Raw genomic sequence first — 24,295 nt, forward strand, 5'->3', positions numbered from 1 at the left:
TGGTGCGGCTGGCGGGGATCGAACCCACGACCCTTGGCTTCGGAGGCCAATACTCTATCCACTGAGCTACAGCCGCAACGTGAGCGATTGTAGCCGCTGGTCGTAGCGGCCAAAAACCAGCGATTACCGGGGCCTGTAAAAGGGCGACGGTTATACTCGCGGGTTGATTAGAGCCCCCGGATAGAGCCCCCGGATAGAGCCCCCGATTTGTACCCGATGTTTTGAGGACACCATGAGCGCCAACCCCCATGACCACGCAGCAGAAGAAGACCACACCGGTCCCATCAAAAATCCCAAGCAACTGCTGCTGGCGGTGTTTTTCTCATTCGTGATTCCGATTTTTGCCATCATTGGCTTGGTGTACTTTGTGGTGTCAGCCGCCAAACCGGCGGGTACCAACACGACCGATTCCATGACCCTGGGCGGCATGACGGAGCAGTCGCAAAGCCAAGCTCTAGCGGCCCGCATCCAGAAGATTGGCGCCGTCGAAATCCGCGATGCCAACCGCGAGCTCAAATCCGGCGAAGAAGTCTTCAAGGCCCAGTGCACCAACTGCCACACCGCCGGCTTGGTGGGCGCGCCCAAGTTTGGCGATGCCGGTGCCTGGGGCCCGCGTATCAAAACCGGCTATGAGTCGCTGCTGCACTCGGCCATGATGGGCAAGGGTGCCATGGGCGCGCAAAGCGGTGGCGACTTTGACGACACCGAAATCGCCCGCGCCGTGGTCTACATGGCCAATGCCGGGGGTGCCAGCTTCCCCGTGCCGCAGAAGCCCGCGGCGGCGGCATCGGCACCCGAAGATGCAGCGTCTGCTGCCAAGTAAGCGCATAACGACTCCCAAAGCAAGGCCGGTTCACCCGGCCTTTTTTAATAGTGAAATCGGCCTCTAGCGCATATATAACCTGCGTGAGTAGCTACTATTTTGGCAGCAACTTGGGACTGAGCACGTAGCCGAACTGGGTGGGCAATCGCGCAGCATCGGCAGGCTGTGGCACCCACAGGCCCTGCTCTACCGCATCGGCGGCATAGCCCATATCCAGGGTGTGCACCAGGCCAAAGCCCAGGTCGGTGTCCAGGTACAAATGGCCCCGTTCATCCAGCACACAACGCTGCACCCGCGCGGCCTGGCCGGTATGGGCCAGCACCGAAAAATCGGGCTGCACTCGCCACACATAGGGCGTTATTTCCAATTCCACATACACCCGCTGCGGGCCGTTCTGGAAGAACCAGCGGCCTTGGCGGTCACTCTCATAGTTGCGCTGGATGAAGTCGATCAGCTTCTCGTGCAGCAACCGCGAGCCCTTGCTCTGCGGCGTCGCCCCGGTGCCCGCAAATGGCCCCGCCGCCTGCGCCGGGTCGTCGCGCATGTACCAGTTGCCGCGCGCATCCAAGCCCAGCCAGCCGTAGCAGTCGGGCACGTTAGGCCATTTGGCGATGGCTTGTTTGACGATGTCGTCCATAGGTTCTTATTTAATAGCTTGCAGCAGCCATCCGCCCACGGCATCGGGCATGCTGCGTACGTGGCCGGGGATGGGGCCGTGGGGAAATCCGACATGCCCGCCATGGCTGGGCTGCCACAGGGTGACGTGCGCGCCCACCTCGTCCTGGTGCGGCAGGCTCCAGGCGGGCACGAAGGGGTCGTTGCGGGCATTCACCACCAGCGCCGGGATGCGGATCTGCGCCAGGTGCGGCTTGGCCGAGGCGCGGGCCCAGTAGTCTTCGGTGCTGTTGTAGCCGTGCAGCGGGGCGGTGAAGATGTTGTCGAACTCGTACAGGTCGCGCGCGGCCATCAGCGCCTCGCGGTCGAACAGGCCGGGGTGCTGGTCGAGCTTGCGCAAGGCCTTGGGCTTCATGCTGCGCAGGAACATGCGGGTGTAGATTTGCCGGTTCAGGCCACGTCCAATGGCCCAGCCACTTGCCGCCAGGTCGGTGGGCGCGCACACGGCCGCCACGGCACGCACCACCTGGCGGGCCTGGTCGCCCATTTCCTCGGCCCAGCGCAGCAAGGCGTTGCCGCCCAGGGAAATACCTACGGCGATCACCTTGCCCCGGTGCCAAGTCTTGAGGCGCTTGAGAACCCAACCCACCTCTTCAAAATCACCCGAGTGGTAGGCGCGCGGCCCCAGGTTGAGGTCGCCGCTACAGCCGCGAAAGTGCGGCACCACAAATCCCATGCCGTGGGCCCGCGCGTAATCGGCAAAGGCCTCGGCGTAGTGGCTGCCCGACGAGCCCTCCAGCCCGTGGAACAGCACCAGCAGGGGCCGCCCGGCCTCGCTGGCTGCCGGGTCGGCGATGTGGGCAGCGGCATCGCAGAAGTCCACGTCGATGAAGTCCAGATCCGGTGTGATCCAGCGCTCGCGCCGAAACTGGGGCCGGGGCCCGAACACGCGGCGCGAGTACAGGGCGGGCCAAATGGTTTGTGCATTGCCACCGGGCAACCACCAAGGCGCTACATAGTTCATAGCTGATTACGCTTATGGAATGGGCGCTAGAGGCCAGTTTTTCTTAAATTTATTTAATGCAGCAGAGCGGGCACGCTGCCCGACTCCTGCATATCGCGGCCAGTGCCGGGGCTGGCGTGGTGGGCCACCATGCGCCAGCCTTGGGCGGTCTTGTGGTACACGTTGGTGGCGATGGCAAAGGCCTCGCGCGGGCCGTCAGGGGTCATCACCTCGATGCGCTCCACCAGGTTGTGCACGGCGCTGGCCAGCGCATCGACCCGGCGCACATGCTCGGGCCAGGCCCGGATGCGGCCCTGGCCAAACATCGCATCGAACGCGCTGCGAATGGCCGCCACGCCCACCACACGCGGCCCGCCAGGGTGTACGCAAACGATATCGTCCTCGTCGGCCCAGCAGGCCATGAGCTTATCGATGTCGCCATTTTGTAAGGCATCGTAAAAGGCGGCTTCGGTGTCATCGGCAGTTCCACCCACGGTGGCAGCCTGGAGTTTGGCTTTGGGCATGGCTTACGCGGGGGTTGGGCGGGATTGGAGAAGCGTTGATTTTGCCTTGCTTTGGGCCAGCGCCTGGAGTGTCTGTGCTAAGGTCAAACGCTATAGAGGCCCGCACGCGGCCCGCCACTGGAGGAATTTTCATGAAACGCTGGTTACCCGCCCTACTGCTCGCATCCGCCCTGACCGGCTGCGGCTACAACGATTTCCAACGCCTAGACGAGCAAAGCAAAGCCGCCTGGAGCGAGGTGCTGAACCAATACCAGCGGCGCGCCGACCTAGTACCCAACATCGTGGCCACCGTCAAGGGCGAAGCTGCCTTTGAGCAAGACACGCTGACCAAGGTGGTGGAAGCCCGCGCCAAGGCCACCTCCATGCAGGTCACGCCCGAGACGTTGAACAACCCCGAAGCCTTTGCCAAGTTCCAGGCCGCCCAGGGCGAGCTCGGCAGCGCCCTGAGCCGCCTGATGGTGACGGTAGAAAAATACCCCGACCTGAAGGCCAACAAGGGCTTCAGCGACCTGCGGGTACAGCTGGAAGGCACCGAAAACCGCATCACCGTGGCGCGCAACCGCTTCATCGGCACGGTGCAAGAGTACAACATGCTGGCCCGCAGCTTCCCCAGCAACCTGACGGCCAAGGTGATGGGCTACCAGGCCAAGCCCAGCTTTACGGTGCAAAACGAGGCCGCGATCTCGACCCCGCCGGTGGTGGACTTCAAGAAGTAAATGCCCATGCTGCTGCGCCTGTGTATTGCGTGCTGGCTAGCCCTGCTGGCCCTGGGTGGCCACGCCCAGAGCGTGCTGCCGGTGCCTGCGCTGACCGGCCACGTGATCGACACCACGGCCACCCTCAGCGCCAGCCAGCAGCGAGCGCTGGAGGCCAAGCTGACCGCGTTCGAAGCCAGCAGCGGCGCACAGGTGGTGGTGCTGATGGTGCCGACCACCCAGCCCGAAGACATTGCCAGCTACGCCAACCGCGTGGGCAACGCCTGGAAGATTGGCCGCAAAGAGGTGGGCGACGGGCTGATTCTGCTGGTGGCCAAGAACGACCGCACACTGCGCATCGAGGTAGCCAAGACGCTAGAAGGCGCGATTCCCGACCTGGCAGCCAGCAACATCATCCAGGACGCGATCACGCCGCGCTTCAAGCAGGGCGACTTCGCCAGGGGCGTGGATGCCGGGGTGGACCAGATCATGGCCATGGTGAAGGGCGAGGCCCTGCCCGCGCCCCAAGCCAGAGCCGCACAGCAGAACGACGGGTTTGACTGGCAGCAGATGCTGATCCTCGCCGTATTTGCCGTACCGATTGCGGGCTCCATCGCCCGCAGCATCTTCGGGGCCAAGCTGGGCTCCTTGGTGACGGGCGGGGCTGTGGGTGCGCTGGCCTGGGTGCTGTCGGCCAGTCTGCTGGTTGCGGGCGTGGCCGGGGTGGTGGCATTGCTGTTCACGCTGCTGGCGCGCTTTGGCAACTCGGACTTGAACCGAAGCCTAGGCGGAATGGGAGGCTTTGGCGGTGGTGGTTTCAGCTCTGGTGGGCGTAGCAGCAGTGGCGGCGGCTTTAGCTCGGGCGGTGGCGGCAATTTTGGCGGCGGCGGTGCCTCCGGTGGGTGGTAGCAACATGTGGAAGCACCTCCTCCGAATCCTGGGACACTGCTGCTGGGATGTGCGCGATGTCCGCCGCACCGTGCCATCGGCCTTGCTGGAGCGGCTCTCCCTGCGGGTCAGCGCCAGCGAACAGCGGCACACCGGCGAGATCCGCATCTGCGTCGAAGCCGGTTTGCCGCTCAGCTACCTGTGGCGCAACGCCTCCGCGCGGGAGCGGGCGGTGATGCTGTTTGGCAAGCTGCGCGTCTGGGATACCGAACACAACAACGGCGTGTTGATTTACCTGCTGCTGGCCGACCACGCCATCGAGCTGGTGGCCGACCGGGGCGTGAACGCCCGCGTATCCCCCCTGGAATGGCAGGCGATGGTGGCACACCTGGGCACGGCCTTGCAGGCAGGCCAGGTGGAAGAAGGTTTGACGACCGCGCTGGAAGAGGTGTCAGCGGTGCTGGCGCAGCATTTCCCGCTGCTGCCGGGCGACGTACGGGGCAATGAACTGCCGAACGCGCCTGTGCTGGTGGATTGAATTTTTATAAGATATTCAGGGCTTTTTAATACCCTAAACGGCCTCTAACGCAGGGGTAGTCTGCATAAACAGCTCCTATTTTTGATATTAAAAATAGGAGCAAACCACCCCACACATCCACGCACTCCGCCCACTAAAAAGCCGCTCAAGAGCGGCTTTTTAGATGGGGTCAGCGAAGACTAGCGGTTCTGGCGGAACTTGCGCAGCGCCGAGATCTGGGCGGCCATGATGGCCAGCTCGGATTGGGCTTTTGCTATGTCCAACTGGCCTTTGGCGTTGCGCAGAGCTTCTTCGGCGCGGGCCTTGGCGGCATTGGCTTTTTCTTCGTCCAGGTCCTTGCCGCGGATGGCCGTGTCAGACAACACGGTGACGCAGTTAGGTTGGACTTCCAGAATGCCACCGGCCACGAAGATGAACTCTTCGGTGCCATCGGCCTTTTCGATACGCACCGAACCTGGCTTGATACGGGTGATCAAGGGGGTGTGGCGCGGATAAATGCCCAGCTCGCCCGCTTCGCCCGGCAAAGCCACAAACTTGGCTTCGCCCGAGAAGATGGATTCTTCGGCACTGACAACATTCACGAGAATGGTGGTCATAGGTTTCCTTTGGGTCCAGCGTGGTGAAGTGCAGAGCGCAGCCAGAGCTGCGCCCTAGAAGGGAATTAGACCTTCTTGGCCTTCTCGATGGCTTCGTCGATGGAGCCGACCATGTAGAACGCTTGTTCTGGCATGTGGTCGCATTCGCCGCTGACGATCATCTTGAAACCACGGATGGTTTCCGACAGGGGCACGTATTTGCCGGGCGAACCGGTAAACACTTCGGCCACGTGGAACGGCTGGCTCAGGAAACGCTGGATCTTGCGGGCACGGGCCACGGCCAGCTTGTCGTCAGGCGCCAAGTCGTCCATGCCCATGATCGCAATGATGTCGCGCAGTTCGCGGTAGCGCTGCAGGGTGCCCTGCACTGCGCGGGCCGTGTTGTAGTGGTCTTCACCGACGACCAGCGGGTCCAGCTGGCGGCTGGTCGAGTCGAGTGGATCGACCGCAGGGTAGATACCCAGCGAAGCGATGTCACGGCTCAACACCACAGTGGAGTCCAAGTGGGCGAAAGTGGTGGCAGGCGATGGGTCGGTCAAGTCATCCGCTGGCACGTAAACGGCCTGGATGGAGGTGATCGAGCCGACCTTGGTCGAGGTAATACGCTCTTGCAGGCGGCCCATTTCTTCGGCTAGCGTTGGCTGGTAGCCCACGGCGGAAGGCATACGGCCCAGCAGTGCGGACACTTCGGTACCGGCCAGGGTGTAGCGGTAGATGTTGTCCACGAAGAACAGCACGTCACGTCCTTCGTCACGGAAAGATTCCGCAATGGTCAGACCGGTCAGGGCCACGCGCAGACGGTTGCCTGGAGGCTCGTTCATCTGGCCGTAAACCATGGCCACTTTGGACTCTTCGAGGTTCTCGAGGTTCACCACGCCGGAATCGGCCATCTCGTGGTAAAAGTCGTTCCCTTCACGGGTACGCTCACCCACACCGGCAAACACGGACAAGCCGCTGTGTGCCTTGGCGATGTTGTTGATCAGCTCCATCATGTTCACGGTCTTGCCCACACCGGCACCACCGAATAAGCCGACCTTGCCGCCCTTGGCGAACGGGCAGATCAAGTCAATCACCTTGATGCCGGTTTCCAGCAGTTCTTGCGAAGGGCTGAGTTCGTCGTACGCAGGGGCTTTGCGGTGGATGGTAGCGGTCAGATCCTGGCTGACAGGACCACGTTCGTCGATGGGCGCACCCAGCACGTCCATGATGCGGCCCAGGGTGGCCTTGCCCACAGGAACGGTGATGCCCGCGCCGGTGTTGTAGACCATCAAGCCGCGGCGCAGGCCGTCGGAAGAGCCCAGCGCAATGGTGCGGACAATGCCGTCGCCCAGTTGCTGCTGCACTTCCAGGGTCAGCGCGGAGCCTTCCATTTTCAGCGCATCGTAAATGCGGGGCATGCTGCTGCGGGGGAACTCAACGTCCACCACGGCACCAATACACTGGACAATTTTTCCCTGAACGCGGGCGTTCACTTCTGCGTTTTCTTGAGCCATTTTTGCTCCAATAAATTGAATCTTGAAATCGGTGACGGACTGGGACAGTGGCGCAGCTTAAACAGCCGCCGCACCTGCCACAATTTCCGACAATTCTTTGGTGATCGCTGCCTGACGGGTCTTGTTATAGATCAGCTTGAGCTCGGCAATCACGCTACCCGCATTGTCGGTAGCAGCCTTCATGGCAACCATGCGCGCAGCATGTTCGGATGCCATGTTTTCCGCGACCGCTTGGTAGGCCAGCGCCTCCACGTAGCGGATCAACAAATTGTCGATCACCGACTGCGCATCGGGCTCGTAGATGTAGTCCCAGGTGTACTGTGTGCCGTTGGCCTTGGTTTCCGCCTGCATCTTGTCGGACGACAAGGGCAACAACTGCTCCACCACGGCCTCTTGCTTCATGGTGCTGACAAACTTGTTGTACACCAGGTAGACAGCGCTGATTTCACCCTTTTCATAGGCATCCAGCAGCACCTTGAGCGGGCCGATCAGCTTGTCCAGGTGCGGCTTGTCACCCAGATGGGTCACATGCGCTACTACCTGGGCACCGGTACGGTTCAAAAACCCGAGACCTTTGCCGCCCACAGCCACTGTTTTTGCGGTCAAGCCTGCAGCCTGCGCAGCGCGCAGTTTCAGGGTCAACGCACGGAACAGGTTGGTGTTCAAACCGCCACACAAACCCTTGTCGGTGGTCACCACCACAAAACCCTCGGCCTTGGCGCCGTTGGGTTTCATGAAGTTGTGCACGTACTCGGGATTCGCCTGGCCCAGATTGGCCGCGATGTCGCGAATCTTGTCGCTGTACGGGCGGGCTGCCTTCATCCGCTCCTGTGCTTTACGCATCTTGGAGACGGAAATCATTTCCATCGCCTTGGTGATCTTCTTGGTGTTTTCCACCGATTTGATCTTGGTGCGTAGTTCCTTGCCTGATGCCATGACTGGCTCCTAGTTAAGCGAAGGTCTTCTTGAACGCCGTCACGGCAGCGTGCAACTCAGCTTCCGCTTCCTTGTCCAGTGCTTTCGAGGCTTCAATCTTGGCCAACAAAGCCGCACTCTTGTCCTTGAGGTAGCCGTGCAGGCCATGCTCAAAAGCCAGAATCTTCTTGACTTCGATATCGTCCATGAAGCCCTTGTTCACTGCGAACAAAGTGGCACCCATCAACGACACGGACAAGGGGCTGTACTGGGCTTGCTTGAGCAGTTCGGTCACGCGGGCACCGCGGTCCAGCTGCTTGCGGGTGGATTCATCCAGGTCCGAGGCAAACTGGGCGAAAGCCGCCAATTCACGGTACTGCGCCAAGTCGGTACGGATACCGCCAGACTGGCTCTTGATGATCTTGGTCTGGGCGGCGCTACCAACGCGGGACACCGAGATGCCGGCGTTGATCGCAGGGCGGATGCCGGCGTTAAACAGCGAGGTTTCCAGGAAGATCTGGCCGTCGGTGATCGAGATCACGTTGGTCGGCACGAAGGCAGACACGTCACCGGCCTGCGTTTCAATGATGGGCAGAGCTGTCAGGGAACCGGTCTTGCCCTTGACTTCACCCTTGGTGAAAGCTTCGACATAGTCGACATTCACGCGAGCGGCGCGTTCCAACAGGCGGCTGTGCAGATAGAAAACGTCGCCAGGGTAGGCTTCGCGGCCTGGTGGGCGGCGCAACAGCAGGGAAACCTGGCGGTAAGCCACAGCTTGCTTGGACAAATCGTCGTACACGATCAGGGCGTCTTGGCCACGGTCGCGGAAGTATTCACCCATGGTGCAGCCGGAGTAAGCCGAAACGTACTGCATGGCAGCCGATTCAGACGCCGAAGCCGCCACTACGATGGTGTATTCCATCGCGCCCGCCTGCTCCAGGGCACGCACCACGTTTTTGATCGACGAGGCCTTTTGACCAATCGCGACATACACGCAGCTCACGCCCTGGCCCTTTTGGGCGATGATGGCATCGATGGCCACAGCCGTCTTGCCGGTCTGGCGGTCACCAATGATCAGTTCACGCTGGCCACGGCCGATTGGCACCATGGCATCGATCGACTTGATACCGGTTTGCATAGGCTGGTCGACCGATTTACGGGCGATCACGCCGGGCGCGACCTTTTCGATCACGTCGGTCATCTTGGCGTTGATCGGGCCCTTGCCGTCGATCGGCTGGCCCAGTGCGTTCACCACGCGACCGAGCAGCTCGGGACCGACCGGCACTTCCAGAATGCGGCCCGTGCACTTCACGATGTCGCCTTCGGAGATGTGTTCGTACTCGCCCAAAATCACGGAGCCGACCGAGTCACGCTCCAGATTCAGTGCCAGGCCGTAGGTGGGCTGGCCATCGCTACCGGCGGGGAACTCCAACATTTCGCCCTGCATCACGTCGGACAGGCCGTGCAAACGGCAGATACCGTCGGTCACGGACACCACGGTGCCTTGGTTGCGGATATCGGTTTGGGCCGTCAGGCCTTCGATGCGGCTCTTGATCAGCTCAGAAATTTCTGCGGGATTGAGTTGCATGACTCTTTCCTTCTCTTTCTTTAGTTAGCAAACAACCGGAGCCATGGGCTCTGGCCGAAAACGCTGGCACAGACCTTAACGCGATGGTTAAGCGGTCAGGGCCAATTTCATATGTTCCAGGCGGGCTTTGATCGAGGTGTCTAACACCTCGTCACCCACCACGACGCGAATTCCGCCAATCAACTCCGGCTGCAAAGCCACTGTGAGATTGAGCTTGCGTCCAAAACGCTTTTCCAGCGCCGACGAGACGTTGGCCAAGGCATCTGCGTCGATCGCAAAAGCACTGAACACGGTCGCGTCAGAGGAGCCGCTCCGGGCATTTTTCAATGCACGGAACTGGGTAGCAATCTCGGGAAGAGCGGCCAGGCGCCCGTTCTCGATGACCATGCGCAAAAAGTTTTTTGCAGCATCTGGCAGGGCCGATTTGGCCACACCGGCTACCACCTCAAACACCTGGTCCACCTCAACCCGGGGGTTGTCGGCGAACTGGAGCAACTGGGGGTTGGCTGCAATCGCGGCCAATTCATCGACCCATCCGGCGGTGCCGTCCAGGTCAGACGCAGTGGCCTTGAACAGCGCTTCGGCGTAAGGACGGGCAATGGTTGCTATTTCAGCCATGGTCGTTCGCCGCTCAGAGTTCGGTTTGGAGACGGTTCAGCAAGTCCGCGTGGACACCAGCATTGACTTCCTTGCGGAGAATCTGCTCGGCACCCTTCACAGCCAATGCAGCCACTTGCTCACGCAGGACCTCACGGGCTTTGACGGTTTGCTGCTCGGCTTCGGCACGGGCTGCGGCGACGATCTTGTTACCCTCTTCCGTGGCACGGGCCTTGGCCTCTTCCACGATCACTTGGGCACGGCGATCGGCATCAGCCAAACGCGACGCGGTCTCGGTGCGCGACTTGGCCAGTTCGGCTTCCACACGCTGGTTGGCGTTGGTCAGTTCGGACTTGGCTTTGTCGGCGGCAGCAAGGCCGTCAGAGATTTTCTGCACCCGCTCGTCCAATGCCTTGGTGATTGGAGGCCACACGAATTTCATCGTGAACCACACCAAAATCGCAAAGACGATGGCCTGCAGAAACAGGGTTGAATTAATGTTCACGGCTTAATTCCTTTCGGTCGTGAAAGGTCGGCCAAAAATTAAATTGCGAAAGGCTTGGCGAAAGCGAACAGCAGGGCAATAGCCACGCCGATCAGGAAAGCCGCATCGATCAGACCGGCCAAGATGAACATCTTGGTTTGCAGTTCGTTCATCAGTTCAGGCTGGCGTGCCGACGATTCGAGGAACTTGCCGCCCATCAAAGCGATACCGATGGAGGCACCCATAGCGCCCAAGCCAACGATCAAACCACAAGCCAGAGCGACGAGACCGAGAATGTTTTCCATGATTAATCCTAAAAAGTACAGGTAAAAGAAAGAGAAAAGCGAAAACTAACCTTAACGCCCGCGTTAAATAAACTTAACGGCGGAGTTAATGCGACTCGTGAGACTGGCCCACATAAATCAGCGTCAACATCATGAAGATGAAGGCTTGCAAGGTGATCACCAGAATGTGGAAGATGCTCCACGCCGTACCGGCAATCACATGCCCAACACCTAGCCAGAACATACCCGCCAAGGGGTTGAACTGCCAGGCCCACGTGCCGCCCATCAGGGCGATCAACATGAAAACCAATTCACCAGCAAACATATTGCCAAACAACCGCATGCCGTGCGAGACCGTCTTGGCCAGGTACTCGATCAGTTGCATCAGGAAGTTGATGGGGTACAGAAACCAATGGTCACCAAACGGTGCAGCCACCAGCTCATGCGCCCAGCCGCCCAGGCCCTTGATCTTGATGTTGTAGACCAGGCAGACAAACAAGACACTGACCGACAGGCCCAGCGTGGTGGACAGATCGGCAGTGGGCACGACACGCATGAAAGCGTGGTTGGCATCACCGCCATTGGCCACAAAGGCGTGTTCCCAGATCTTGGGCAAGATATCGACCGGCAGCATGTCCATGCCGTTCATCAGGAAAATCCAGACAAACACGGTCAAAGCCAATGGAGCCACCAGCTTGCGACTCTTGGCATTGTGGATCACGCCCTTGGCCTGGGTGTCGACCATTTCGGACAAGATTTCAACCGCCGCCTGGAAGCGACCGGGCACGCCCGAAGTCGCCTTGCGCGAGGCACGCCACAGAAAGAAGCAACCCACGATACCCAGGATCACCGAGTACAGCACCGAGTCCAAGTTGAACAGGCTGAAATCCACGATGTGGGTTTGCTTGACGCTCTCGAACGAGAAGTTCTTTTGCAGATGCTGCAAATGGTGAACGATGTATTCGCCCGCCTTGGGGCCTTCCGTAGCAGCGTGTTCAGCAGCGTTTTCAGTCGACATATGTGAAGTCCATCAATCCTGTTAAGCCGTACGTTGGCGTTTGGTGCGAAACATCAGCGCAATCCAAACCACCTTCATGGTCACTACAAAGCCGACCAACAAGGCCAGCCAATTTAACTCTGGAACCAGCCGGGGTGCCGCAAACAGTATGGCTACCGTGGCGACAATCTTGACCAGTTCCCACACAAAAAATCCTGCCATGGCCGCGCCAGGAATGGTCCGGGCCAGCTTGCCAGTGACACCGCGCGCAAACAACGCTGCAGGCACCACTACCGCAATGGCTCCATACCCCGCCGACCAGCCCATCGCGGGCTTGCCGGTCACCAGCCATGCGGCCAAGGCCACCAGACACCCCGCCGCCAACTGGCCCCACACAATCGCCCAAATGGACATCATGGGAGTCTGCTGACGCCAGGTTTGCGATTGCGCAGCCGTCAAGGGCTTGAAATCATCCTCGACTACCTCATCTTCCAGTTCTGTAAGCATTCTTGGGGGCATTGTTAACCTGCTATACGACATCCCACTGACATCTGCTCACATGAATTTACGCGCTGAAAAGTTTAGTAAAGCCCACTATTATACGAATATTCCCTTGACACCCGCAAGAGCATTGGCGTGCATACAACTGTAACGCTTTACAGAGCGTGTTCGTCTGCGACGCAATGCAAAGCTGGGGAGTTTCCCAAGGGCGTTGCATTGTGGCATTTCTTCCTTGACCGTCTTTTTTTGCCATGCAGCACCATACCGCCACCGGCTTCAAAAATAACTATACCGATGCCGTCCCCGGCTCGACCCGCGACGTGTTGCGCTGGCAATGGAATGCCCGGCGCAAGAACCTGCCACCACCGCCACAACCCCCCCCCGTAGTCGCGCCCAACCTGGCCGCCATCCACGCCAACACCGGCGCCGCCATACAGCCCGCCATCACCTGGGTCGGCCATGCCACCATGTTGGTGCAGGCCAGTGGGCTGAATGTACTGACCGACCCGGTGTTCAGCGAACGCGCCTCGCCGGTGCAGTTCATGGGGCCGCAACGCGCCCAGCCGCCGGGTGTGGCTCTGGCTGATCTACCGCCCATCGACGTGGTGGTCATCTCGCACAACCACTATGACCATTTGGATACCAATGCGGTGCTGGCGCTGGATAGACGTGCACAAGGTGCTACGGTTTTTATAGTCCCGCTGCGCCTCAAGGCCTGGTCCACCCGGCAGGGCATCCACAACGTGGTGGAGCTGGACTGGTGGCAGCAGCACACCGTGCGCGGCGTGGAGTTTCACCTCACACCCGTGCAACACTGGACGGCCCGCGCCCTGGGCGACCGCTTTCAGACGCTGTGGGGTGGTTGGTCTGTGTTCGGGGCCGATTTCCACTGGTACTTCAGTGGCGATACAGGCTACAGCCAGGACTTCAAAGACACCCGCGCGTATTTTCAGGACCGCAGCCCCGACGGCTTCGACATCGCCCTGATCGCTGTCGGTGCCTACGAGCCCCGCTGGTTCATGCAAAACCAGCACATCAACCCGGCCGAGGCCGTGCAGATCCACCGCGATCTGCACGCCAAACGCAGCGTGGGCGTGCACTGGGGTACCTTCAACCTGACCGATGAACCGCTGGACCAGCCCCCGGTAGATCTGGCCGCCGCCCGCATCGCCCAGGGCGTGTCCGAGGAAGCGTTCTTCTTGCTGAAAATTGGCGAAACCCGCGCCCTGCCCGCCCGCAGTCCAAAATAGCGCCATGCAAGCCTTGCCCTCATTACCATCCACCCCCTGCTACCTCAACGGTGCCTACACCCCCCTGTGCGACGCAAAAATCAGCGTCATGGACCGGGGCTTCATCTTTGGCGACGGTGTCTACGAAGTAGTGCCGGTATACGCGGGCCGCCTGTTCCGCTTCGCGCAGCACATGGCCCGGCTCGACCGCAGCCTGGCCGAGCTGCGCATCGCCAACCCGCTCACGCAGGCACAGTGGCGCGACATTGCTACAACATTGGTAGCTGGTCATGCAGAGCACTCCAGCGCTAGGGGCCTAAATTCTATAAATCTCAACCATCTGGTCTACCTCCAGATCACCCGTGGCGTGGCCCTGCGCGACCATGCCATGCCGCAAGACATTACGCCCACCGTGTTTGCCATGGCCACCCGGATGAACCTGCCCTCTGCCGCCCAGCGCAGCCAGGGCGTGGCCTGCGTCACCGCCGACGACTTCCGCTGGGAAAAAGCCCACATCAAAAGCACCAGCCTGCTGGGCGCGGTGTTTGCCCGGCAGATCGGCGTGGATGCAGGCGCGGTGGAGACCGTGATGTTCCGCAACGGCTACCTGAGCGAAGCCGCCAGCAGCAACGTGTGGCTGGTCAAAAACGGCACTCTCATCGGCCCACCCAAAGACAACCTCGTGTTGGAAGGCATCCGCTTCGGACTGATGGAAGAACTCTGCCGCGCCCAGGGCATCCCGTTTGAACTGCGCCGCATCACACGTGAAGAAGTGCTTAACGCCGACGAACTACTGCTATCCAGCGCCACCAAAGAAGTACTGGCCATCACCACGCTAGACGGCCAGCCGGTAGGCAACGGCCTGCCTGGCCCCGTCTACACCCAGCTCTACGCAGGCTACACCGCCGCTACCCAAGCCGCCTAAACCCCAGCTCCACACCATGACCACACCCACCACCGAACCCACCGATCCCGGCAAAGAATCACTGATCGAGTACCCCTCGCTCTTCCCCATCAAGGTCATGGGCGAAAAGGTCGACGGCTTCGTGCACGCCATGACCGCCATCGCCGCCCAGTTCGACCCCAGCTTCGATGCCAGCACTGTCGAGCTGCGCGAAAGCAAGGGCGGCAAATACCTAGGCATCACCCTCCCCATCACCGCCACCAGCCGAGAGCAGCTGGACGAGCTGTACCGCACCCTGAGTACCCATCCGATGGTGAAGATGGCGCTGTAGGTTTTGACTCACCCCCAGGCTACAGTGCTGCGCATCTTTCGCCACCCCCCTTGCAGGGGGCAACAGCAGCAGCCCGGCAAAGCCGGTTCTGCGCTGTTCACCGCAATGGTTGCGGCATGATCGACATCCGCATCCTCGGCCGTGTGGACTACCTGCCCACGGTGGAAAAAATGCAGGGATTCACCCTCCAGCGCACAGAGGATATACACGACCAGCTATGGATTTGTGAGCATCCGCCAGTATTCACCCAGGGGCTGGCGGGCAAGGCCGAGCACCTGCTGCTACCAGGCGACATCCCGGTGGTACAGAGCAACCGGGGTGGCCAGGTGACCTACCACGGGCCAGGCCAGGTGGTAGCGTATCCGCTGCTGGATTTGAAGCGTGCGGGTTATTTCGTCAAGGAATACGTGTTCCGGCTGGAAGAAGCCGTGGTGCAAACCCTGGCCCATTTCGACATCACTGGCCTGCGTGTGCCAGGTGCGCCAGGCATCTACGTGCGCCTGCAAGACCCGTTTGGACACGCCCGGCTGGAGGCGGGGTTCACGTCCCAACAATTGGAGTCTGACCCCACTTATCTGGGCAAGATCGCCGCTTTAGGCATCAAGGTCAGCCGCCATTGCACCTACCACGGCGTGGCACTGAACGTGGCCATGGATCTGGAGCCGTACAGCCGCATCAACCCCTGCGGCTACGCCGGTTTAAAGACGGTGGACATGGCCAGCCTGGGCGTGGTGGTGGCCTGGGCCAAGGCGGCACAGGTGTTTGCCCAGAAGCTGGAACGTTATTTGGCGGCCTGAAGCAGCAACTGGGCCAGTGCCACATCGGCCACCAGGGTGATGCCGCGTTCTTTGGCGAACTGCAATGCCGTGTCGGTCACGCCGCCGATGCTGATGTAGACGCAGGCAGCCGCGCTCTGGGCCTCTTTGGCAGCCGCCAGCTCGCGCAAGGCTTCAACCCCGTGGTTGGCCGCTTTCCAGCGCTTGGCCGCCACCAGGGTGGTCTGGCCGTCTTTCGATAGCAGCAAATCCGCCGCCTTGCCGTTCAAACGCGCCACCGTGTAGCCCTTGGCGCGGTAGGCCGCGTCCAGCGCATCGGCAAACTCGCGCCAAGGCATGGCCGTGGCCTGGGCCAGCATGTCGTTCACCTTCGCCGTGCTGGGCAGGTCCCACTGGCGGGAGGCGGCGATAACCCCGATCACCAAAAACGGCATCGTTCCCAGCAGGCCAAACGGGATGTAGGCTTTGGGCAGCAGCGCAAACGACAGCAGCCCAAAAACCAGCACCAGCAGCATGCTGACCCACCACGGAGAACGCAGCAGCACTGCAAAAAGAGAGTTTTTGGCCATTTTCAGTTTCATGGCCGGAGTGTAAAGGGCTCCCCCCAGGCTTCAGCGCTACGCGTCTTTCGCCAACCCCCTGCAGAGGGCGATACCTACGGCCCGGCAAAGCCGGTTCCGTGGTATCTCTGGTGAAAAGGTCGCGCCATATGGCTACAGCGCCTGGAACACCTTCAGCGCCGCATAAGCGTCGTTGGCGGCGTAGAGCATCTGCGTGGGCGTGAGTTGGGCCACGGCCCAGTTGGAGGTGGTGGTTTTTTTGGATTTGTGGAAGCGCTGGCGCAGCACCACGCCCACGGCGGCACGCACGCCCATCGAGGTGCCATAGCCGTCCTCGCGGAAAATAGCATTCAGGTCCAGCACGGCCCGCATCGTGACCCCGAACTTGGCGTGGATCTGCCCCCGGTCCTGCTCCAGCCCAAAGCCCACCTTGCGCACCGCGTCGGACTGCAAAATCTCCAGCAGGCAGGGGCGGCAATCGGGCCGGTGCATCTGGAACAAATAGGCCTTGTTGGGCAGCGCGAATTGCACCACGTGCGGCCCGTCACTGACCTCGCCGGGCGCAAACGTAGGCTTGGCCTCGGTATCAAAACCCACCGCCCCCGCCGCCAGTATCTCGGCCGTAGCGGCCGCAAATTCGGCCGACGTGGCGGGTACAAAGATGCGGTCCAGCGCCAGGCCCTGCATGGGCGGCAGCAGGGCAGTTTGGGCTTTGGTGGGGGCGGTGTTTTTCATTTTTTGGAGGGCGCAATACGGGTGAAGGGCAAGGGAATCGGTCTGCTACGATGCCGTAACAAAAAAACACAATTGGGGACAACAACATGCAATCCGACCGCAGACGGCTAGTGGGTGGCTTGGTCGGCAGCCTATTTGCGCTGACAGCCTGGTCCCAGGCAGGCAACAAAAACGAAAAAGGGGTGATCGGCATCTCCCTGCCCACCATCACCTCGCTGCGCTGGGTGATCGAAGGCCTGGCCATGACCCGGTCGCTGGACAAACTGGGCTACCGCGCCATTTTGCAGTACGCCAACGACGACATCCCCACCCAGACCACGCAGATCGAAGCCATGCTGGCCCAGGGTGCCACCGTGCTGGTCATCAGCGCGATCGACGGCACCCAGCTGGCCCCGGTGCTCAAAGCCGCCGCCGACAAGGGCGTCAAGGTCATCGCCTACGACCGGCTGATCCGCGGCAGCCCCCACGTGGACTACTACACCACTTTCGACAACTTCCAGGTCGGCGTGCTGCAGGGCAGCGACATCGCCAACCGCCTCGGCCTGGCGGCGGGCAAAGGGCCGTTGCGCATAGAGCTGTTTGCGGGCTCGCCCGACGACAACAACGCGCACTTCTTCTACAACGGTGCCATGTCTGTCCTCAAGCCCTACCTCGACAAAGGCCAGTTGGTGGTCGGCTCGGGCCAGATCGGCATGGACAAGGTCTCCACCCTGCGCTGGAGCGGCTCGGTTGCCCGCGCGCGGCTGGCGGGCATCCTGGACAAGTACTACGCCAAACAGCACCTGGATGCCGTGCTGTCGCCCTACGACGGCATCAGCATGGACCTGATCGAGGCACTGAAGAAAGCCGGATATAGCCAGAGTGGCCAGGGCGGCCAGCCTTTGCCCATCGTCACCGGGCAAGATGCAGAACTGCCCTCGGTGCGCTCCATCGTCCGCGGCGAGCAAACCTCCACCGTGTTCAAAGACAACCGCGACCTAGCCCAGGTTACCGCCACCATGGTCGATGCCCTGCTGAACGGCAAAAAACCCACCACCAACGACGAAAAGACCTACAACAACGGCGAAAAAGTGGTGCCCGCGTTTCTGCTGAAACCGGTGCTGGTGGATGTGAAGAACTGGCGCGCCACGCTGGTGGACAGCGGGTTTTACAAGGCGGAGCAGTTTCGCTAGGGGCTGAAGCCATTGAGACTCCTAGCGCATACCTCACCTGCATCAGCAGCTATTTAAATAATAGCACCCTCAATCCACCAACTTCAAACCCACCGGCAGCGACTCGCCAAACACTCGCTTGGTGTCCGCCGCGTCCAGCGCGGTCACCTCGCGCACCATCGCGATCCAGCCAGGGGCCGCGCGGGCGGCGGTGAGGCGCTCCAGCACCTGCTGGCGCAGGGCCTCGGGGATGTCGCGGGCGCGGTCGCCGGTGGCGCGGGCGATCTGGGTGGCAGCGAATGCTGCCGGTTCGGCCTGGGACCAGTCGGCGGCCAGCAGGGCCTTGAGCCAAACGGCGGCCACTTCGGGCGGCACCACGTGGTGCAGGCTGGCGTACAGCGGCTGGCGGGCACCGATGCGGCCCAGAGCCCACCAGGTTTGCGGGTTCTCGCCGGGGTTTTGCAGGCGCTGTAGCAGCCAGGTGCCAAGCTGCACCTTGTTGGCGACCGACAGGCGCTCGAACGACGCGGCCATGCGCAGCATGTCGTCCAGGCCCTGCATGCGGGGGCCGTCGGGTGCGGGCACGTCCGGCCCGCCCACGGGTTGCAGGTAAAAAGCGATGGCCTCAAACACCATGTCTTGCTGCTCGGCCGTCAGCCCCCCGGCGATGCGCCGCCACAGCGTCCACCATTCGGACCACTGCTGCGGCTCATGGCTGTGGGCGATGCCGGGCGCGAACAGCTCCCACATCTGCTGCACCCGCCAGTCGTCCAGCGGGTGGCCGAAGCCGGGGCGCAGGGCGTAGCCGGTCAGGTTGAACCATTGGCGCTCGTGCTGGACGGTGCGGCGGCGGCGTTTGGCGCTATCGAGCAATTGGGCGAACAGGGTGCGCAAGAGCGGCGTGTCCCAGCCCTCGCGGCTACCCAGCAGGCGCTCCAGGGTGGTGCGGAGCTGTTTGACTTCCTTGGCCTCCACGCCCTGGCTGCGATCGCCGAAGACGCGGGCTATTGAACTGCTGGCATCGGCCAGACGCGGGTGCGGCGCGGCCTCCAGCACCACAGGGGCATCCCCACGCAACTGGAATTCGAGTTGCCAGCGCTGCGCGGGGTCGTCCACGGCGATGCAATGCATCTCCAGCGTGCCGACCTCGGTGAGCGCGGTACTGAGCTGCACCAAGACTTCGCGGGCGCTACTGTCGCTCCGCACCACCGTGGCGATGGGCGGCAGGCGCACGAAGCCACCGGTGGACAGATCGACCAGCGCGCCCGGCTGGGAGCGGGTGTCGGTGACGCTGCTGGCCAGGTAGAAGCGCACCGGGCGGGCCAAGCGCAGGGCGAAGGTGCGGTCGGCCAGGGTGCAGGCTTTCCCCTCTTCCGACCCAAAGGGCAGCACACAGATACCGCGCTGGCTGGTGATGCCGTCGTCCAGCACGAGGAAATAGCTGCGCGCCGAGCCACCGCCGATGCGCGGGGCCTTGCCCGCCCGGGCCAGCGCGTAGGCCACGGCACCGCGCGCCACGGCGGCATCCAGGTGCGGGTTATGCAGTAGTTGCAGCGGCGTGGTCGCCCAGCTGTTGAGGGTGTGGTGCAGGCGCTGAACCAGAGATTCAGCATGGAACACCCCGCCGTTGAGCAGCAATGCATCCGGCAGCGCGCCAGGGTGGCGCTGCAAAAAGGCGGCGACGTGGCGGGTAATGGCGGCATCGCTGGCGTAGGGCAGGCCAAAAGCCACCAGGCCGCTGCGGGCACGCTGGGGCTGGGCATCGGCGGCAACAGAAGGGAAGAAGCCTTCAACCAGAATGCTATCTAAATCAGAGCACGATAAGCTTGCGGAACGGGCGCTACCGACCAATTTTCTTCCGCTAACCAGCAGGGTGACGGTGGTGGATTCCGGCGCGCCGGGGCTCCACAGCAGTTCTTTGGCGGTGCGGCAACGCTGGGTGAGCTGGGCCAGTTGCGCGGCAGACAGGCGCTCGGTGCCGCCCAGGCGGGATTCGACCAGGTGGGCCAGCGCCAGGTCCATGTTGTCGCCACCCAGCACTAGGTGGTCGCCCACGCCGGTGCGGGTCAGCTTGGGTTCGCCGTCCACCACATTCACGTCGATCAGCGTCAGGTCGGTGGTACCACCGCCCACGTCCACCACCAGCACACGGCGGGTGGCGTGCAGATCGTCGGTCAGGGTGCTGCGGTGGCTGTAGACCCAGTCGTAAAACGCGGCCTGGGGTTCCTCGATCAAGCGCACCTTGGGCAAACCCGCCAGTTGGGCGGCTTGCAGCGTGAGAGCGCGCGCGCCTTCGTCGAAGGACGCGGGCACAGTGAGCACGATGTCCTGCTGTTCCAGCGGGGCTTGCGGGTGCTGGGCGTTCCAGGCGGCGCGCACGTGGGCCAGGGTGCTGGCGCTGGCGGCCAGGGGCGAGACTTTGGGTATCTCGTCGGGTGCGCCCCAAGGCAGGATGGGCGCGGTGCGGTCCACCGCCGTGTGCGACAACCAGCTTTTGGCGCTGGCCACCAGGCGGCCCGGCACTTGCGCGCCCAGCTCCAGAGCGAAACGGCCCAGCACGGCAGATTCTGCGGATGGCCACGGCAATTGCACATCGGCCGCCAGCAGCGTACCGGGCGCGGGGTGGAAGCGCACCGAGGGCAGCAAAGGCAGCGCGGCCACCTCGCCCGCCGCCACGAGCTGGGGAATGGCGAAGATCTGGATCTTGGCTGCCCCGCGCGCGGCATAGGCCACTACGGTATGGGTGGTGCCAAGGTCGATACCGACGCTGAACGGCGCGAATGCCTTTGCTACTTTAACCATAGCTACTCATGAAGGTGGAATATACGGTAGAGGCTGTTTTTATATATAAAACAAGCCCTACCGCCAGACGAGGAGCGTTCACGCCAGCTCGGAATCCGAACGCACCTCGAATTCCACCTTCCAGCCTTCGCCGCCGCTGCGGGGCACGGCCAGCAGCTCCAGTGTGCCGATTTCCGACACCCGGGCATGCAACTTCACCGGCACGACCTCGCCCACGGCGCGGCCCTCGGCGGGCAAGGTGGCTTCGATCTCGGCCAGCTCTTGCAGCTCGTCGGGGGTCCAGAAGTCCAGCATCTGGCCCACCGTGTCGTCGCGGCGCACGCTGGAGCCAAAGAAGCGAAAGCGCACGGCTTCGCCTACGACCAAACCGAACTCTTGGGGTGGCAGAGCGGCTTCGGTGCCCTCTTCCATGCCGAACGGGGCCACGCACAGGGCATGCACCGGCGGCTCCAGCCCCGGCACGGCGGGCATGGCGGATTCCACGCCCACGTAGTAGGCCATGGCCGTGCCGCCACGGATGCGGATGCCCTGGCCGCCGCGCACGGTGCCGTAGTAGGCGGCACCCCGGGCCACGGCGAAGTCCAGGTCCGCGCCGTCGAGCAGGCGGGCCTCCGGTGCGCCCTCGGCCTGCAGCCAGCCGTTGAGCGTGGCCAGGGTGCGCTGCACCAGCAGGTCGGACTTGAACACGCCGCCGTTGAACAGCACGGCGGTGGGGTGCAGGAAGCTCGCGTCCTGCTGCGCCGCAAAGCCTTCCAGTGCGGCGGTGGCACCGACCTGGCGGCCCAGGAGGGCGGCCAGGTATCGGGTGACGGCGGCGTCCTGCGCGTAGGGCAGGCCCAGCTGCGTCAAACCCGCGCGGGCGCGGCTGACGGGGCGGGCGTGGCTCTCCACCTGGGGGAAGAAACCTTCCAGGATGGTGGCGGTGAGCGCGTCACGGCTCAGCTCGGCATTGATCGAGCCGCCAATCAGGCGCGCGCCCCGGCTGGGGATGAGCAGCGGCACGGTGTGCACGTCTGCATCGCTGAGCAGTTTTTCTTTGGCCAGGCGGCAGGCGTAGATGAGCGCCCGCATCTGCCATGGGTCGAGTGCCTTGCCTTCTGCCGCCAACTGGCGGGCCACACCATGGGCCAGGGCCAGATCCATGTTGTCGCCGCCGAGCAGGATGTGCTCACCCACGGCCACGCGGTGCAGTTGCAGGTTGCCGTCTTGCTCGACCACGGCGATCAGCGAGAAGTCGCTGGTGCCGCCACCCACGTCCACCACCAAAATCACGTCACCCACCTTGACCTGCTTGCGCCAACCGCCGCCGCTCTGGGCGATCCAGCTGTACAAGGCGGCCTGGGGTTCTTCCAGCAGGGTCACGCCGGTGTAACCCGCGGCTTGGGCGGCTTCGGCGGTCAGCTCGCGCGCAGCGGGGTCGAAGGACGCGGGGATGGTGACCGTCAGCGCCTGCGCACCAAACGGCGCGTCGGGATGCGTGTGGTTCCAGGCATCGCGCAGGTGGGCCAGGTAGCGGGTGCTGGCCTCCAGCGGGGAGATGCGGGCGACTTCCTCGGGCGCGTCGTTCGGCAGGATGGCGGCGCGGCGGTCTACTCCGGCGTGGCAGAGCCAGCTTTTGGCGCTGGAGACCAGGCGGATGGGGGTTTGCGCGCCGTGGCTGCGGGCCCATTCACCCACTACGGCATGCGTTTCGCTGTGCCAGGGCAGGGCCAGGTCGCCGTCGGCAAATTCGCTGGCGTGCGGTAGGTAGATGAAGGATGGCAGCAGCGCGTAGTCCTGCACCGCGCCGGGGGCGCTTTGCTGGGCGATGGGCAGGATTTGCGGGGGGGCTTCGGGATTGGCCAGATCGACCCACGACAGCGCGCAGTGCGTGGTGCCCAGGTCGATGCCGATGGCAAAACGGGGGGTAGGCATATCGCTCACAGTTCCACCTCGGCAGCGGCGATGACGCGCGGGTCGTGGCCTTCGGTGGTGCGGGGCAGGCGCACGTCGGTGGCCTTCCAGCCGGGGTGGCGCAGCGTGCCGCGGAACGGGGCGTTGCCGACCACGTTGCCGGTCAAGCGCACGGTGCCAGCATCAAACCCGGCTTCGAGCACGATGCGGCTGCCCTCGACCTCGGGCCGCGCCGGGGCCAGGGTGAAGTGCTCCTGCAACACTTTGCGGCAGCCGGTGTGCACCAGGCGGGCAGCACCGCCGATGTCGGCATCCGAGTACGCGGCCACGTCTTCCTGGATGAAGTCCACAAACCGGGCCTCGCGCTGCAGCAGGCCCAGCAACTGCAGGGCGGCATCGGGGGTCGCGACTTTCAGGACGGGGGGTGGCGGGGGCGCGGGAGGCGCAGGCGGAGCGGCGGGCTCGACACCATTGCGTACATCCTGCACCTTGGCGGCCAGCGTGCTGTCGCCCAAAACTGCAAAAGCGAGCGACAGACGGGCGAAAAATGAGGGGGCGTTGTTCATATTGGTTCTCCACAAAGACAAACGGCCCGGTGATTAACCAGGCCGTAAGGCGATATTGTCCGCGATGTGCAACCCCTTTAAGGGCCGCACACAGAAAGCAGGCTTAAGCCTTGGCTTCCATTTGAGCGACTACGGCTTCCACAGCCTTGTCGGTGGCTTCCTTGGCGGAAGCTTGGGCGGTTTCAAACGCGGTGGTGGCAGCGGCCACAGCCGACTTCACCAGGGCCACAGCGTTTTCGCTGCCGGCAGGTGCGTTCTTCACAGCGGCATCCACCAAGGTAGCCAGTTCGGCCTTAGCGCCGGAGGTAGCGGTTTCCACATAGGTGCGCACTTCGGTGCTGCTGGCGGTGGCAATGGCTTGCACGTGGCGCAGGTAGGAAGCTGCCTTTTCAGGAGTGGCCTTGGCCACCTTGGTGGCCAGCTCAACCAGTTCCTTGGGGTCTTTGATCGAAGCAGCGGTCAAAACGGCTTCTTCGGTTTCTTGCAGCGTGGTCTTGGCGGCTTGCAGGTTCAGCTTGACCAGGGCTTGCGCGCTGTCGAACAGGGAGTTGGACATGGCGAACAGGCTGGCCACAGCGGATTTTTGGTTGGCGGTGATTTGTTCAAAGTTCAGCATGGTGTTTCCAATATAAAAAAAGGTGAAGGATCAGTACAGGGTTTTATGTTGCACTGCAACATGGACTGAACTATAACGCCCACTCTGCGACATTTCCAAGACAGGAAGCTCTAATCGCGCGCTGAACGGCGCACACACCTAAGGCTGGGTTCTGGCTATGGGCGCAGGGGTAAGTAATGACCACGCGGCCC

27 protein-coding genes and 1 tRNA gene are annotated in these 24,295 nt (G+C 62.4%); 9 read left to right on the forward strand and 19 right to left on the reverse strand.

The genetic code is table 11. The features are described 5' to 3' along the window. A tRNA-Arg gene (locus Q0T48_RS10195) sits at positions 1–76 on the reverse strand. A 156-nt stretch (positions 77–232) separates the two neighbouring features. Here Q0T48_RS10195 and Q0T48_RS10200 point away from each other — a divergent pair. Beyond that, entirely contained in the window at positions 233–823 is a 591-nt protein-coding gene (locus tag Q0T48_RS10200; protein ID WP_295955885.1) for a c-type cytochrome, read from the forward strand. Positions 824–917: 94 nt separating this feature from the next. Here Q0T48_RS10200 and Q0T48_RS10205 read toward each other — a convergent pair whose 3' ends face one another. Genes Q0T48_RS10205 through Q0T48_RS10215 form a run of 3 tightly spaced genes read right to left on the reverse strand, consistent with a single transcriptional unit; the run spans position 918 to position 2,965 of the window. Next, positions 918–1,460: a DUF2946 family protein gene (locus tag Q0T48_RS10205; protein ID WP_295955887.1), complete on the reverse strand. Its 543-nt coding sequence runs from the start codon at positions 1,458–1,460 to the stop codon at positions 918–920. A gap of 6 nt (positions 1,461–1,466) precedes the next feature. After that, positions 1,467–2,462: an alpha/beta fold hydrolase gene (locus Q0T48_RS10210; RefSeq protein ID WP_295955888.1), complete on the reverse strand. Its 996-nt coding sequence runs from the start codon at positions 2,460–2,462 to the stop codon at positions 1,467–1,469. A gap of 53 nt (positions 2,463–2,515) precedes the next feature. Further along, the gene (locus Q0T48_RS10215; protein WP_295955891.1) at positions 2,516–2,965 is read right to left on the reverse strand and encodes a nuclear transport factor 2 family protein; all 450 of its coding nucleotides are present in this window, start codon (positions 2,963–2,965) and stop codon (positions 2,516–2,518) included. 131 nt (positions 2,966–3,096) lie between these two features. Here Q0T48_RS10215 and Q0T48_RS10220 point away from each other — a divergent pair, with 131 nt between their 5' ends. The 3 genes from Q0T48_RS10220 to Q0T48_RS10230 are packed head-to-tail and all read left to right on the forward strand — an operon-like array spanning position 3,097 to position 5,086. Then, positions 3,097–3,681 carry a LemA family protein gene (locus tag Q0T48_RS10220; protein ID WP_295955893.1) on the forward strand — a complete coding sequence of 195 codons (585 nt, stop codon included), beginning with the start codon at positions 3,097–3,099 and terminating at the stop codon, positions 3,679–3,681. After that, on the forward strand, positions 3,682–4,569 hold the full coding sequence (locus tag Q0T48_RS10225; protein ID WP_366887948.1) for a TPM domain-containing protein: 888 nt from the start codon (positions 3,682–3,684) through the stop codon (positions 4,567–4,569). 4 nt (positions 4,570–4,573) lie between these two features. Next, on the forward strand, positions 4,574–5,086 hold the full coding sequence (locus Q0T48_RS10230; protein WP_295955895.1) for a TPM domain-containing protein: 513 nt from the start codon (positions 4,574–4,576) through the stop codon (positions 5,084–5,086). Between the two features lie 179 nt (positions 5,087–5,265). Here the strand turns inward: Q0T48_RS10230 and Q0T48_RS10235 are convergent, their stop codons facing one another. The 9 genes from Q0T48_RS10235 to Q0T48_RS10275 form a co-directional block, all read right to left on the reverse strand. Further along, positions 5,266–5,682, reverse strand: a complete 417-nt coding sequence (locus tag Q0T48_RS10235; RefSeq protein ID WP_295955897.1) for a F0F1 ATP synthase subunit epsilon — start codon at positions 5,680–5,682, stop codon at positions 5,266–5,268. Positions 5,683–5,747: 65 nt separating this feature from the next. Beyond that, positions 5,748–7,175, reverse strand: coding sequence for a F0F1 ATP synthase subunit beta (gene atpD / locus Q0T48_RS10240; RefSeq protein WP_295955899.1), 1,428 nt, complete (start codon positions 7,173–7,175; stop codon positions 5,748–5,750). Positions 7,176–7,232: 57 nt separating this feature from the next. Then, on the reverse strand, positions 7,233–8,111 hold the full coding sequence (atpG, locus tag Q0T48_RS10245) for a F0F1 ATP synthase subunit gamma (RefSeq protein ID WP_295955901.1): 879 nt from the start codon (positions 8,109–8,111) through the stop codon (positions 7,233–7,235). A 13-nt stretch (positions 8,112–8,124) separates the two neighbouring features. Further along, positions 8,125–9,678 (reverse strand): F0F1 ATP synthase subunit alpha, encoded by a 1,554-nt coding sequence (atpA, locus tag Q0T48_RS10250; RefSeq protein ID WP_295955902.1) that lies wholly within the window; start codon positions 9,676–9,678, stop codon positions 8,125–8,127. Positions 9,679–9,765: 87 nt separating this feature from the next. Further along, positions 9,766–10,296: a F0F1 ATP synthase subunit delta gene (locus Q0T48_RS10255; protein WP_295955904.1), complete on the reverse strand. Its 531-nt coding sequence runs from the start codon at positions 10,294–10,296 to the stop codon at positions 9,766–9,768. A gap of 13 nt (positions 10,297–10,309) precedes the next feature. Next, complete coding sequence (locus Q0T48_RS10260) at positions 10,310–10,780, reverse strand: F0F1 ATP synthase subunit B (protein ID WP_295955906.1); 471 nt, start codon at positions 10,778–10,780, stop codon at positions 10,310–10,312. 38 nt (positions 10,781–10,818) lie between these two features. Then, positions 10,819–11,064 carry a F0F1 ATP synthase subunit C gene (gene atpE / locus Q0T48_RS10265; RefSeq protein ID WP_076196444.1) on the reverse strand — a complete coding sequence of 82 codons (246 nt, stop codon included), beginning with the start codon at positions 11,062–11,064 and terminating at the stop codon, positions 10,819–10,821. An 85-nt stretch (positions 11,065–11,149) separates the two neighbouring features. Then, complete coding sequence (atpB, locus tag Q0T48_RS10270) at positions 11,150–12,061, reverse strand: F0F1 ATP synthase subunit A (RefSeq protein WP_295955910.1); 912 nt, start codon at positions 12,059–12,061, stop codon at positions 11,150–11,152. A 21-nt stretch (positions 12,062–12,082) separates the two neighbouring features. Continuing rightward, positions 12,083–12,457 (reverse strand): ATP synthase subunit I, encoded by a 375-nt coding sequence (locus Q0T48_RS10275; RefSeq protein WP_366887949.1) that lies wholly within the window; start codon positions 12,455–12,457, stop codon positions 12,083–12,085. Between the two features lie 335 nt (positions 12,458–12,792). On the opposite strand from Q0T48_RS10275, the gene Q0T48_RS10280 reads away from it, so the two are divergent. The 4 genes from Q0T48_RS10280 to lipB all read left to right on the forward strand — a co-directional run bounded on the left by Q0T48_RS10280 (position 12,793) and on the right by lipB (position 15,802). Further along, the gene (locus Q0T48_RS10280; RefSeq protein WP_295955917.1) at positions 12,793–13,791 is read left to right on the forward strand and encodes an MBL fold metallo-hydrolase; all 999 of its coding nucleotides are present in this window, start codon (positions 12,793–12,795) and stop codon (positions 13,789–13,791) included. A 4-nt stretch (positions 13,792–13,795) separates the two neighbouring features. Beyond that, positions 13,796–14,695, forward strand: coding sequence for a D-amino acid aminotransferase (locus Q0T48_RS10285; RefSeq protein ID WP_295955919.1), 900 nt, complete (start codon positions 13,796–13,798; stop codon positions 14,693–14,695). Positions 14,696–14,711: 16 nt separating this feature from the next. Continuing rightward, positions 14,712–15,005 carry a DUF493 domain-containing protein gene (locus Q0T48_RS10290; RefSeq protein WP_295955921.1) on the forward strand — a complete coding sequence of 98 codons (294 nt, stop codon included), beginning with the start codon at positions 14,712–14,714 and terminating at the stop codon, positions 15,003–15,005. Between the two features lie 116 nt (positions 15,006–15,121). Then, complete coding sequence (lipB, locus tag Q0T48_RS10295; RefSeq protein WP_295955941.1) at positions 15,122–15,802, forward strand: lipoyl(octanoyl) transferase LipB; 681 nt, start codon at positions 15,122–15,124, stop codon at positions 15,800–15,802. Here the strand turns inward: lipB and Q0T48_RS10300 are convergent. Together Q0T48_RS10300 and Q0T48_RS10305 are read right to left on the reverse strand one after the other, a co-directional pair. Then, the gene (locus tag Q0T48_RS10300) at positions 15,787–16,362 is read right to left on the reverse strand and encodes a restriction endonuclease (RefSeq protein ID WP_295955943.1); all 576 of its coding nucleotides are present in this window, start codon (positions 16,360–16,362) and stop codon (positions 15,787–15,789) included. The genes lipB and Q0T48_RS10300 overlap by 16 nt on opposite strands. A 132-nt stretch (positions 16,363–16,494) precedes the next feature. Beyond that, positions 16,495–17,076 carry a 3'-5' exonuclease gene (locus Q0T48_RS10305; RefSeq protein WP_295955944.1) on the reverse strand — a complete coding sequence of 194 codons (582 nt, stop codon included), beginning with the start codon at positions 17,074–17,076 and terminating at the stop codon, positions 16,495–16,497. 86 nt (positions 17,077–17,162) lie between these two features. Between Q0T48_RS10305 and chvE the strand changes: the two genes are divergently transcribed. Continuing rightward, entirely contained in the window at positions 17,163–18,248 is a 1,086-nt protein-coding gene (gene chvE, locus Q0T48_RS10310; RefSeq protein ID WP_295955947.1) for a multiple monosaccharide ABC transporter substrate-binding protein, read from the forward strand. Between the two features lie 69 nt (positions 18,249–18,317). On the opposite strand, the gene Q0T48_RS10315 is transcribed toward chvE, so the two are convergent. From Q0T48_RS10315 to phaP, 4 genes are all read right to left on the reverse strand, one after another. Then, positions 18,318–21,029 carry an Hsp70 family protein gene (locus tag Q0T48_RS10315; RefSeq protein WP_295955949.1) on the reverse strand — a complete coding sequence of 904 codons (2,712 nt, stop codon included), beginning with the start codon at positions 21,027–21,029 and terminating at the stop codon, positions 18,318–18,320. A gap of 78 nt (positions 21,030–21,107) precedes the next feature. Next, positions 21,108–22,943 (reverse strand): Hsp70 family protein, encoded by a 1,836-nt coding sequence (locus Q0T48_RS10320; RefSeq protein WP_295955950.1) that lies wholly within the window; start codon positions 22,941–22,943, stop codon positions 21,108–21,110. Positions 22,944–22,948: 5 nt separating this feature from the next. Continuing rightward, positions 22,949–23,488: a DUF2760 domain-containing protein gene (locus Q0T48_RS10325; protein ID WP_295955954.1), complete on the reverse strand. Its 540-nt coding sequence runs from the start codon at positions 23,486–23,488 to the stop codon at positions 22,949–22,951. Between the two features lie 103 nt (positions 23,489–23,591). Next, a complete protein-coding gene (phaP, locus tag Q0T48_RS10330; protein ID WP_295955956.1) occupies positions 23,592–24,104 on the reverse strand; it encodes a TIGR01841 family phasin in 513 nt (170 codons plus the stop codon). Positions 24,105–24,295 lie beyond the last annotated feature (191 nt).

The organism is Rhodoferax sp. (assembly GCF_025354435.1).
GTDB lineage: Bacteria > Pseudomonadota > Gammaproteobacteria > Burkholderiales > Burkholderiaceae_C > Rhodoferax_B.